At 47.9% G+C, this 10,775-nt stretch carries 11 protein-coding genes and 1 pseudogene; 8 read left to right on the forward strand and 4 right to left on the reverse strand.

From position 1 onward, the window contains the following. Nucleotides 1–86: 86 nt before the first annotated feature. The 6 genes from NDI52_RS29415 to clpP all read left to right on the forward strand — a co-directional run bounded on the left by NDI52_RS29415 (nucleotide 87) and on the right by clpP (nucleotide 4,407). Nucleotides 87–986, forward strand: coding sequence for an AraC family transcriptional regulator (locus tag NDI52_RS29415; protein ID WP_190775400.1), 900 nt, complete (start codon nucleotides 87–89; stop codon nucleotides 984–986). A gap of 73 nt (nucleotides 987–1,059) precedes the next feature. Then, nucleotides 1,060–1,974 (forward strand): SH3 domain-containing protein, encoded by a 915-nt coding sequence (locus NDI52_RS29420; RefSeq protein WP_190775401.1) that lies wholly within the window; start codon nucleotides 1,060–1,062, stop codon nucleotides 1,972–1,974. Nucleotides 1,975–2,194: 220 nt separating this feature from the next. Then, complete coding sequence (locus NDI52_RS29425) at nucleotides 2,195–2,518, forward strand: metalloregulator ArsR/SmtB family transcription factor (protein WP_190775402.1); 324 nt, start codon at nucleotides 2,195–2,197, stop codon at nucleotides 2,516–2,518. Further along, the gene (locus tag NDI52_RS29430; protein ID WP_190775403.1) at nucleotides 2,515–3,114 is read left to right on the forward strand and encodes an SRPBCC domain-containing protein; all 600 of its coding nucleotides are present in this window, start codon (nucleotides 2,515–2,517) and stop codon (nucleotides 3,112–3,114) included. Before NDI52_RS29425 ends, NDI52_RS29430 begins: the two co-directional genes overlap by 4 nt. A 210-nt stretch (nucleotides 3,115–3,324) precedes the next feature. Further along, nucleotides 3,325–3,711, forward strand: a complete 387-nt coding sequence (locus NDI52_RS29435) for a nuclear transport factor 2 family protein (protein ID WP_190775404.1) — start codon at nucleotides 3,325–3,327, stop codon at nucleotides 3,709–3,711. A gap of 75 nt (nucleotides 3,712–3,786) precedes the next feature. After that, entirely contained in the window at nucleotides 3,787–4,407 is a 621-nt protein-coding gene (gene clpP / locus NDI52_RS29440; protein WP_190775405.1) for an ATP-dependent Clp endopeptidase proteolytic subunit ClpP, read from the forward strand. Between the two features lie 249 nt (nucleotides 4,408–4,656). Here the strand turns inward: clpP and NDI52_RS29445 are convergent, their stop codons facing one another. Continuing rightward, nucleotides 4,657–5,589 carry a pentapeptide repeat-containing protein gene (locus NDI52_RS29445; protein ID WP_190789178.1) on the reverse strand — a complete coding sequence of 311 codons (933 nt, stop codon included), beginning with the start codon at nucleotides 5,587–5,589 and terminating at the stop codon, nucleotides 4,657–4,659. Nucleotides 5,590–6,455: 866 nt separating this feature from the next. On the opposite strand from NDI52_RS29445, the gene NDI52_RS29450 reads away from it, so the two are divergent. Continuing rightward, nucleotides 6,456–7,151, forward strand: a complete 696-nt coding sequence (locus tag NDI52_RS29450; RefSeq protein WP_190775407.1) for a 2OG-Fe dioxygenase family protein — start codon at nucleotides 6,456–6,458, stop codon at nucleotides 7,149–7,151. A gap of 55 nt (nucleotides 7,152–7,206) precedes the next feature. Continuing rightward, entirely contained in the window at nucleotides 7,207–8,451 is a 1,245-nt protein-coding gene (locus NDI52_RS29455) for a cysteine desulfurase-like protein (protein WP_190775408.1), read from the forward strand. Nucleotides 8,452–8,536: 85 nt separating this feature from the next. Here NDI52_RS29455 and NDI52_RS29460 read toward each other — a convergent pair whose 3' ends face one another. The 3 genes and pseudogenes from NDI52_RS29460 to NDI52_RS29470 form a co-directional block, all read right to left on the reverse strand. Beyond that, nucleotides 8,537–9,373: a PhzF family phenazine biosynthesis protein gene (locus NDI52_RS29460; RefSeq protein WP_190789179.1), complete on the reverse strand. Its 837-nt coding sequence runs from the start codon at nucleotides 9,371–9,373 to the stop codon at nucleotides 8,537–8,539. A gap of 59 nt (nucleotides 9,374–9,432) precedes the next feature. After that, nucleotides 9,433–10,323 (reverse strand): annotated as a pseudogene (locus NDI52_RS29465) (EamA family transporter). Between the two features lie 70 nt (nucleotides 10,324–10,393). After that, nucleotides 10,394–10,570 (reverse strand): hypothetical protein, encoded by a 177-nt coding sequence (locus tag NDI52_RS29470; protein WP_190775410.1) that lies wholly within the window; start codon nucleotides 10,568–10,570, stop codon nucleotides 10,394–10,396. Nucleotides 10,571–10,775: the final 205 nt, after the last annotated feature.

Here is a 10,775-nt window from a genome sequence, read left to right on the forward strand (position 1 = left end):
TTGATTGTTGGATTTCTTATGTTCTGATCGAATGGGGTATATTTAATGAGGCTAAATCAGAAGTAGCGTTAGCTCAGGCAATGGTGATGAATGGGGTAGTCGAGAAAATTTTTCCAGCTACGGAGCGTAAAATTCCACTCGATCGCGCACCGCTTAGCCAGCTACCACAATGGGGACATTGGATAGAAACTCCCGATGTGATTGCTGCAATGCTTTCTCCAGGGCAGCTAGAAGTAAACCTCTTGGCTCCATTTGAGTTCATCTCCACTCGATTTCAGCCCGGTCATGGGTTGGCAGCCTTTAATTCTGACAAGTTGACATCTTACCAATCGAAACCCGGAGGATATGATGTTGTTCCCCGGGGTACGACCTATCGCTCTATTGAGACAACTGGGTTCTGCATCATTCTGGCGTTCAAGCCATCTCTTACGTCTCGCATAATGGCTGAATACGCCCATGAAACCACGATTGAGTTATTACCAGGGCAGGTTCAATCTAGCACCAAAGGTAGCAGGCTTGCGCAAGCCTTGCATCACTTCTTTGTTGATTCTCAACATGTAGGAGGTGCGCTCTATCTAGAGTCCCTTGCGACTCTGGTTATGGGACATGTTATCTGGTATCGCTCAAGTGTGTCTAAGCGATTGAAAGCTCCAGATTGTTTAACTCCTAAACAACTGAGGATGATGATGGAATACGTCCATTCTCATTTGCAGAGTGACGTAAGTCTGGGTCACATGGCGAGTTCAGTCGGGGTTAGCTCCTATTACCTGGCTCATGCTTTTAAGGCGACCACTGGCTTGTCTCCCCACCAATATGTGTTGCGTTGTCGAATTGAACAGGCACAACGTTTACTTCGAACAACCCAGATGCCGATTGTCGCGATCGCCTACGAAGTAGGATTCGGTAATCAGAGTCACATGACAACGGTGTTTCGTAAAATGCTAAACACGACGCCAGGAATCTATCGTCAGCAAGTCACTCAGTAAAATTTCTCCATAGGATATCGGAATAGTCTGAGGCTGAATTGTATGGCTCTTATAGACCCTGTTAGAAAGTAGTATGTCTAGCTATTCCCGTTCCTATCGTTACCTTTTCTCAGGTATTATCGCGATCGCTGGGCTTGCTTTACCAGCTTGCCAATCTGATCCTTCTTTATCAACGACACCTGTTTCTATACCCGCTACCACAAATTCCACATCAATAGGAACTCAAGTCGAGAAATCACCGTCACTTCAAGGTGCATCCCCGACAACGACAGACTCAAAAGCAGATTCCTCTCCCTCAACTGCTAATTCAGTTGCTCAGGCTTCTCCTCCCACGGCCGACCCTTATCCTCGTAGACCCTTTGGATTGGCAGATATTGCTCGGCCAGGCAGCTCTTTTTATGAGTTTCGAGAAAGTCTTCAGCGGGCTGTTAATGAACGTCATGTTGACTACATTCGAGCGATCGCAGCTCCCGATATTCACCTCAGTTTTGGCCCTGCCATGAGCCTGGATGATCTCGATATTGATAATCCTGACAGCCTTTTCTGGAAGCGTCTGGAACGGCTTGTGAATGCCCCTTGTGGACCGAGAGTTGACAGCCAAACGGATGATATGGGCAATCCCGAAGAATGGACCTGTTCTTCTGCCAGTGAAATTCAGCAAATTGATGGAGCGTCCTACGACCCCTACACGGATGTGTTTATTGTTGGGGATGCGATCAACGTTCGCATGGCACCGAGCCCAGACAGCGCTGTAATGGGTGTGTTATCCAACGAGGTGGTGAAGACGGACCCTCAAGGTTTTGAACAACTCTCTCAAACTCAGCAGCAACTACTGGAAACCAATGAAGGCTGGCGGCCCGTGATCACCCCTGACGGCAAACGAGGATTTGTTTCTAGCCGTTATGCCTTCTCTCCTGTAGGCTACCGAGCCTTCTTTAAGAATGAAGGCCAGGGCTGGTTTATGACGGTATTTATTACGGGTGATTAGATGCTGTGGGTTGCTCTTGTGCAACCTGAACTTTGTAAACACCTCTTCAAACCCAAACAACAAAACCCAGAATCCGAGTTCTGCTACCACAAAGCAACGGCAGAGCTGGGATTCTGGGTTTTGCTACAAAATGCAAGTTAATCAACCCCAATGGATTGACATTTAAGCGAATGCTTATCTATACTGCAGTTAGTTAAGCATTCGCTTAAATTTCTCTCTGATGAGTAGACCTGTTGCCAGTGCCGACGTGTTTCAGGCGATCGCTGACCCGACTCGCCGTGCCATTCTCGATCGCTTACGCTCCGGAGAGCAGCCTGTGAAACAGCTTGCGGAACCCTTTGAGATGTCATTGCCGGCCATCTCACAACATCTACAAATTCTGTGTAACGCGGGGCTAGTCAGCCAGCAGAAATCGGGACGGCAACGGCTATATCGGCTTAACCCTGCTCCTTTGCAAGAGGTTCTGGAGTGGGTTGCCTATTATGAACCGTTCTGGCAGCAAAAACTGGATGCCCTTGGTGCTTATTTGGAGGAGAACTCATGAGTCAAGCGGTTCATCTGGAAGTATTCTATCCGCATCCACCCGAACGAGTGTGGCAGGTATTAACCAATCGCCGCGCCCTCGCTAACTGGATGATGGAAAATGACTTTGAACCAAAGCTGGGGCATAAATTCCGGTTCTACAACCAACCTTTACCCGGTTTAAAGACAACCATTCAGTGCGAAGTTGTGGAGCTAGAAGAACCCACCCGCCTGGTTTATACCTGGCAGGAGTCTCCCACCACTGAACCCTCGCTAGTGGTCTGGACGCTGACAACGGTTGCAGGTGGAACGCAATTACGCTTGAAGCATCACCAGTACAGTTATACAACCGCTGTTGCGAGTTCAGCCCGTCCTGATACTGTAGCTCATACCTATCGAGGGTCTGAGCTGTCCTACTCTGGCAAGTCTTTCCACTCCTCAGGGGTGGTCATGAATTCCTTAAATGCTGACTTGTCTAGGGCAGCTCAGTTCAACTTACCTGGGATAGCGATCGCCCCCCTCACCTCAATACCTGCCAATGTTGAGTGGAATTATTTTCTCAATCGCACACTGCCAGATTTGCTAGAGCAGGATTCATGCCCTGAAGAACCCTCATAAAAGAGCCCTCATTTCCGGCAATGTTCTATGGAGTAGGAAATTTAAGCCTGAAATGTTCACAGCAAAGCTTAGAGCTTGGCGGGTAAATAAGGGACTCGTCTCGTAGCAGCCTATCTAAGCAAACACAACCTTACTGGGTAAAAGCCTATCAATTCTCCTTCAAGCCATAAGGGGAACTCAGTAGCTCTATCTTCATAGGAGCCGTTACCAATGAATCATGAAACAATCGAAACTTTGGAGGAAAAATTACGGCAGGCGATGTTGACCAGTGATGTTGCTGTACTGGATGAATTGATCGCAGATGATTTGGTTTGGACAATGCACACAGGTTTTGTGGGCAACAAGCAATACGATCTCGCAGCCCATCGCTCTGGAGTTTTCCAGTTCACAAAAGTAGAGATTAGCGATCGCCAAATCCACCTCTTTAGCAACGACTGCGTGGTTGTTACCCTCAGAGCAGACCTCGCTGGAATTCTAAATGGGCAGCCTTTCTCAGAACCTTACCGCTTCACCCGCATTTGGTTACAGCGTGAAAACCGTTGGCAGATTATCGCAGGTCATGTAAGCCAAATTACTTCCTCTCAAGAGACTGCTTGAACAAGTGAGTTACGGAAGGACCCACATTACACATCGCTCATTACCAACCCACCATTCTCATAGGAAGATTTCACTATGATTCCCACCGTTATTGAACAATCCGGTCGCGGAGAAAGGGCTTTTGATATTTACTCTCGTCTGTTGCGCGATCGCATTATTTTTCTGGCAGAACCCGTCGAGGCAGAAATGGCTAATCGCATCGTCGCACAAATGCTGTTTTTAGAAGCAGAAGACCCAGAAAAGGACATCCATTTATACATCAATTCTCCGGGTGGCTCTGTGGTAGCGGGTCTGGGTATTTACGACACCATGAATCAGATTCGTCCAGATGTTTGCACAATCTGTTATGGCTTAGCGGCCAGTATGGGGGCATTCCTGCTCGGTGCAGGAGCGAAAGGCAAGCGCAGCAGTTTGCCTAGTTCACGGATTATGATTCACCAACCCTCTGGTGGAGCGCAAGGGCAAGCTGTGGACATTGAGATTCAGGCCAAGGAGATTCTCTATTTGAAACGCCAGATTAACCAGAGTATGGCCAACTACACTGGAAAGTCGCTGGAGCAGATTGAGCAGGATACTGAACGAGATTTCTTTATGTCAGCTCAAGAAGCAGTAGAGTATGGCCTGATTGATCAGGTGATTGATCGCTCTAAGATGCCCCTTAACTATCAACTTGCAACATCGCCTGAATTCGTTTAGTGTCTGTGCTTCCAGTCCCCCTTGCTGAATAGGGCTATTTCATCGCTCTATTCAGCAACATCTCTAATCTTTTTATGAGGCGAAAGCACGCTCGAGTAATGATAAAGAAGTAACTTAGGAGATTTCCAGTAATAAAATTACCTCCGTGATGTGGGTGCTTTGCCCGCTTCGTGGGCAAAGCACCCACATCACGGGTAAATTCTTATGCAGAAATCTCCTTAAAATAATTCGTAAAGATCAATATATTTCTTAAAAATCTTCTGTTGAATGCTCTAGCATCCAAGCAACATAGTCGTTTTCTCTCAGCTCCTCACAGTCACGATTTGGGTCGAGGTCAATGCCATCGGGCAAAGCTACCTGACAGAGTTTTGCTTGAGCGAGTTGTTCTTGAGTAATACCTTGTGCACTTTGAAGATTACTTCTAATGAAATAGGCACCTTTAAGGTTGGCACCGTTGAGAACGGCATTACTGAAATCGGTATCAACGAGATAGGCTCCACTCAGGTTACTGCCCTTGAGGTTGCTAGCAATCAGCTTGGCACTATTAAGAACGCCATTACTCAGATCAGCATGACTAAGGTTTGTACCCAGAAAATTAGCGCTGTTCAAAAGAGCATAGTTGAGAATGGCACCACTTAAGTTCGCTTTCCCAAGGTCCGTGTCTCGAAGGACAGCAAAGCTAAGATTTGTATTGCTAAGGTCAGCGTGGTAAAGGTATGCACCAGTGAGGTTGATATTTGACAAGTCAGCTTTAGGAACATCGATCTCTCCAAGGGAGACACCGTCCCGGTTTAAACTTTCCAGTGCCTTGTTCCGTGCAAAGCTCGTGGGAACCCCTGCCGCTGCCGCATTGTCAACAACTTGCCAAGCCTCATAATGTTTCTGTTCTTTACGATCGGGGCTTTCTTTAAAGTAGAGAAGAACGGCTGAGGCGATCGCAATAGATTCTGCATCGTTAAAGACCACACGCACAATATCTCTGGGAGACCTCCAATTGACATCGGGTTCAACCCACAAAGAAATTCCTGCCAAAACAACGACCGTCCCACCGATAAAAATCCATGTTGGAATGGTTTGGAGCCACTGTTCAGCCTGATTGAATGGGTGCTTTCGGTTACATGGAGCAAAAGGGTACTCATTAAAACGTGGGTGCTTTTGCTTGAATGGATGCTTGCGAGGCATAACGATATAAATCAGAAGAATGAATACCTGAATATAGGAATCCTAAACGGTTTTTGAGAGATAGGGTGGGTGCAGTTTGCCCCATCCCGCCTTTTAAGGGCTGTATAAAATTATTCAGGCATGCCATACAAACTTCGTTGCATATTATGTAGAAAATCTTCATACAGCATTTTTCAATCCGGTGAAGTACGAGATGGATGTGGGAGACGTTCCATATCCATCTCGTACTTCACCGGATTGGAATGGGTTATCGATTCAGTTCTTAAAGAAACGGTATTAGACGACAACACACAGAAAAACTTCTATTAAGAGTGATCTTTAGGCATAGCCAATCGAACACAAAGATGAATATCATTATCTTATAGGCTACTAACTGAACTCCTGTTATTGAGGCATGGAAACTCTTCATGAAATTTGCCTCAGTTCTTCATGTCATCAGTGGTTAATACCGCTGCTCAATTTGCCTTGCTTATCAAATGGCTTCTAGAAACCCAACCATAAATGGTAATGTGCCGAACTCCTGGGCGTTCAGGTGGGCTTTGTGGTGAGCATTGCACAAACAAATATGCACCTATGGTGGATGTTATGAAAATGAATCGAATACTAGACAGGTGGTTCTGCCACACATTCTTCTTAATAACAACCGATCAGAATCAAAGGATCGACATTCCACAATTCTCTACCTACAATTGAAGTTATAGGCTTAAGAAATAAACGGTCTTCTCATTCCGTTTCATACTTCTTACTCATTCTGCTGTGGGTACTCTTTCAAATAATTAAATTTGAGTGTTCACAGTGTTGAGTTGGCGCTACAACAGCCTAATCAAGTGATAGAACCAGAATAGTTCTCCTTAGGGAGTGGGAAAATGTTGAACGCATCTAAGACGGAAGAATTTATCAAGCCAAGAGCTAACTGTTTAGTCAGCTATATTTTGGAAATGATGAATGCAATTAAAGTAGAGCCATTTGAACTCTACTTTGATCGTCTACCAGCCGACCCTTACTTGGAAGGAAATTATCGTTTCAGGCGCTTATCTCATTTCAAGATCTTGGGCGATCGCCTGATTCAACTCCCCCATCGTCAGCTCTTTCAAAGTAAAACCTACAATCCTATATTGGGGGATGTCATACGAGAGTATGAAGAGCTGGAAGATGGATTGATTCAGCAAGTCGATTTTCAAGCGGTTATTTGGGAGTTTTACCAATACTGCCAGGTGTGTTCACGCTCCAATGAGATTGCGGTCCATCAAATTCGTACAACGGCGTCTCTTCAAAAACTTGGTAACCCTGCACCCGAAGGCATTCATCGAGACGGGGTTACTCTCGTTGGAATTTTCTCTGTACATCGGCAAGGGGTAGAAGGGGCCGAGACCCATCTGTATCAGAGTAAAGAGAACGAGCCAATCTTCAGTAAAGTGCTCAATCCGGGTGAATTTCTCATCTTTAAAGATGACCAGTATTTCCATTACACCTCTCCTATTAAAACAACCGGGGATAAGGGTGTAAGAGACGTATTTGTGTTGACAAATCCCGGCTTGTTTCCACCCGAGTCAGGAGCGTAAAGCTATCGAAAAGCTGACTGTGCCAGATACCAGACAGGTTGAGAAGGAAATTCCTATGCCTATCTTTGATCTTCAGTGGGTTCGGGCTCAATTTCCAGCCCTTGCGATGGAGGTGAATGGCCTTCCTGCTGTGTTTTTTGATGGGCCTGGGGGAACTCAGGTTCCTCATGCTGTGCCCCAGGCAATGGTCGATTACCTGACCCACGCCAATGCCAATCTACACGGTGCCTTTGTTACCAGCCAACGCACTGAAGCTGTGGTTGCTACGGCCCGGCAGGCGATCGCTGACTTGTTAGGCTGCGCTCCGGATGAGGTAGTGTTTGGATCCAACATGACTACCCTGACCTGGGCCATGAGCCGGGTTATTGGGCGTGTGCTGCATCCGGGTGATGAAGTGGTTGTCACGTGTTTGGATCATGATGCCAACGTTGCTCCCTGGCTGGCATTGAAAGAACAGGGCGTTGTTGTTCGGACAGTTGATATTCACCCCCATAACTGCACGCTGGATATGGGAAATTTGAAACAACAACTGACCGACCGTACCCGTCTGGTTGCTATTGCCTATGCCTCGAATGCAGTTGGCACCGTTAATCCCATTGCCGAAGTGGTGCAGTTGGCTCATACAGTTGGAGCCTGGGTCTTTGTGGACGCGGTGCATTACGCACCCCACGGGCCGATTGATGTGCGATCGCTGGACTGTGATTTTCTGCTCTGCTCCGCCTATAAATTCTTTGGTCCTCATGTCGGCATTCTTTATGGCAAACGGGCACTACTGGCCCAGTTACAGCCCTTTAAGGTCAGACCTTCTCCCGATACGGTGCCCGATCGCTGGGAGACAGGAACCCTAAATTTTGAAGGGCTAGCAGGATTGGGTGCAACGATTCAATATCTGACAGAGTTGGGTCAACGAGTATCTCCTGCGGCTTCGACTCGGCGTCAGGCGTTGGTAGCGGCCATGGGGACGATTCAAGAGTATGAGCGATCGCTTTCCCTGGCATTGATTCCGAACTTGTTGCAAATCCCCGGTATGCAGGTATATGGCATCACGGATCCGGGTGAGTTTGGTTGGCGTACTCCCACCATTGGCTTACGGCTAGCCGGGTATACGCCCCTAGAACTGGCAACAGCGCTAGGCAAACAGGGCATCTTTACCTGGAATGGCAACTTCTACGCTCTTAATTTAACCCAGCGGTTGGGTCTGGAATCTGGCGGTGGTCTGGTACGAATTGGTCTAGCACACTACAATACGACGGCAGAAATTGAAAGACTACTCCAGAACCTGCATGAGTTGGTCTGCTGATTGTTTGCCTAGATGAAGCTGCACAAAATGGGAAGGGTGGCGTATAGTGCCACCCTTCCCATTTCGTGCAGCTTCATGTGGGTCTTTAAATTCGAATCGCCTTACCCGTCACGACAATTCCACCACTAGCAGGAATGTGGACTTCAAGTTGGCTAGGACGGCCCATAGCTTCTCCTTGCCGAATCAAGAGAGTTTTGGGCACCATAACAAGCTTCGCTTCTCGAAGGTATCCCCCGAGAGCCGCCGCTGCCGCCCCAGTAGCGGGGTCTTCCACAATCCCTCCTACCGGGAAAGGATTGCGTGAGTGGAAGGTATCATCGTTCTCCCGCCATACAAGCTGTAATGTGATGAGCCCATCCCGTAGCATGAGAGCCTTGAGAGCTTCGAAATCGTAATCCAATTGAGCTAAGCGTTGAGCTTTGGCGACTGCCACCACTAAGTGCCATGCTCCAGCGTATGCTCTGGCAGGGGGAATTGAATCGTCCAGATCATCCCGCGTCCAGCCCAACGTTGCCAACGCCTCGCTGACGAGCTCATCTGGTGCTGGTTCATAGCCAGGCTCAACAGAGGTTAAAGACGCTTCATAGTGGCCGTCTCGCTGGTGGACTGCAACAGGCACAGTGCCAACAGATGTTACCAACTGATAGGTGCCATCCCCGTCATTCTCCCCCAGCACGACTCCGGTTGCGATGGTCGCATGCCCACAAAACGGGACTTCTACTTCGGGGCTAAAGTAACGAACGGTTCGCTCAGGCCCAGTGGTAGGCGCAACAAAAGCAGTTTCCGAAAACCCAACTTCAGCCGCGATACGTTGCATCACCTCAGGTTCTGGAAGCGTGTCCCCGACCCAAACACCAGCAGGGTTGCCCCCTTCAGGGGTCGTCGTAAATGCTGACAAACGATAAAGGGTTCCTGACGTCATGGTTCCTGTGTTTTTCTCGAAATAGAGTAACGCGGCATCCGTTGCCGCCAATCAAGTGATTATCTTTCAACGTTGGGCTTGAAGAAGTCTATCACTGCCAGCAACGCCCCACCAACAATGAGTAAACACGCTAACCACACCAACCCACTGGACTCAGCCAACCCACAAACAATCAGCAGAATGGTTGACAACAGAGGAGCGATGTAGGAAAGCGCTCCTAACACCTTAATGTTGCCATGCTTAACGCCATAGTCTCAGGTGAAAAAAGCCAGTCCAACAGGCCCCAATCCCAGACAGAAGATAGCAACCCACTCCCAACCCGAAGGCAAAACGGTGGATTCAAACCCGAAATGGCAGAGCCAAGCGAGAATAGCTGTCGCACCACAAAAACCACCCACAGCATGGGTTGGAATCGCACCAAACCGACGAGACAGCACAGAATAGAGTGACCAAATTAACGCACAAATAAATGCCGCTAGATAACCTACTGTGTAACGAGCATCAAAGGTCAGGGATTGCCCCTTCGTAATCAGTAGCGCAGCACCTGTGAAACCGGCGATCGCTCCCAAAACATGAAACCACCGCAATTGTTCCCCCGGCAATAACGCTGAAAACAGGACGATGAGTAATGGCCACAAATAAGCAATTAAACTCGCCTCAACGACAGGAGCATTTCTCAACGCCATAAAGTAGAAGAAATGGTAGCCAAAGAGCCCCGTGATACCTAATTCCCACACAGCTTTCGGTAATTTGAGATGATTTATTGGATTGTTGCCGTCATGAATCCAGGTCACTATTCCAATGAGAAAGGCGATTGTAAAGGACATGGCCGTGAGTTGGAACGGCGGCACAGTTCCGCTAAATTTCGTCAAAAGGGCTAAGGTCGCCCACATCAGAATGGCTGTAAACCCAATTGCTGTTGGCTGTCGTTGGTTCGAAGCTGAGCGCATCATAAGTATCACCCTCAATGCTGATATAGCTCAGCATAGGAGATAGCTTTGGGCCTGAATTAGCCAAATCTCAGGCATCAATTCGCCAAATTTTGGGTTCTTTCATGGGGTCCAGAAAAGGGGCTTCGTTCCACGCCCTTCTCTCGACCGTCAGTGGCAGAATGAGTTGAGCAAAGGGATGATCATGGGAACATCCTGCATTGGAATAGGTCCGTCGTTCCCCTACAACAGCTTGCAGCATGTCCATAGACTATCGTGCTCAATGGGCAGTTTGGTACATCATGTATCGCTTACACATTTTAACTTTTCTGGCTATAGGAGCCTCAACACTGCAGCAATTCTCAGTATGGGCTTCAAAGCTGAGAGTTCGTGCCCGAAGGGCACGAACTCTCAGCTTTGAAGCCCGAAAATAGCCCGCCGAAGGTGGGCTATTTTCGGGTTGGATTCCAAAA

This window comes from Leptolyngbya sp. PL-A3, assembly GCF_039962325.1.
Classification (GTDB): domain Bacteria; phylum Cyanobacteriota; class Cyanobacteriia; order Elainellales; family Elainellaceae; genus Vacuolonema.

Coding starts and splice junctions, on each gene's coding strand:
- NDI52_RS29415 (WP_190775400.1), top strand. CDS start 87: ATGAATGGGGTAGTCGAGAAAATTTTTCCAGCTACGGAGCGTAAAATT.
- NDI52_RS29420 (WP_190775401.1), top strand. CDS start 1,060: ATGTCTAGCTATTCCCGTTCCTATCGTTACCTTTTCTCAGGTATTATC.
- NDI52_RS29425 (WP_190775402.1), top strand. CDS start 2,195: ATGAGTAGACCTGTTGCCAGTGCCGACGTGTTTCAGGCGATCGCTGAC.
- NDI52_RS29430 (WP_190775403.1), top strand. CDS start 2,515: ATGAGTCAAGCGGTTCATCTGGAAGTATTCTATCCGCATCCACCCGAA.
- NDI52_RS29435 (WP_190775404.1), top strand. CDS start 3,325: ATGAATCATGAAACAATCGAAACTTTGGAGGAAAAATTACGGCAGGCG.
- clpP (WP_190775405.1), top strand. CDS start 3,787: ATGATTCCCACCGTTATTGAACAATCCGGTCGCGGAGAAAGGGCTTTT.
- NDI52_RS29445 (WP_190789178.1), bottom strand. CDS start 5,589: ATGCCTCGCAAGCATCCATTCAAGCAAAAGCACCCACGTTTTAATGAG.
- NDI52_RS29450 (WP_190775407.1), top strand. CDS start 6,456: ATGTTGAACGCATCTAAGACGGAAGAATTTATCAAGCCAAGAGCTAAC.
- NDI52_RS29455 (WP_190775408.1), top strand. CDS start 7,207: ATGCCTATCTTTGATCTTCAGTGGGTTCGGGCTCAATTTCCAGCCCTT.
- NDI52_RS29460 (WP_190789179.1), bottom strand. CDS start 9,373: ATGACGTCAGGAACCCTTTATCGTTTGTCAGCATTTACGACGACCCCT.
- NDI52_RS29470 (WP_190775410.1), bottom strand. CDS start 10,570: ATGGACATGCTGCAAGCTGTTGTAGGGGAACGACGGACCTATTCCAAT.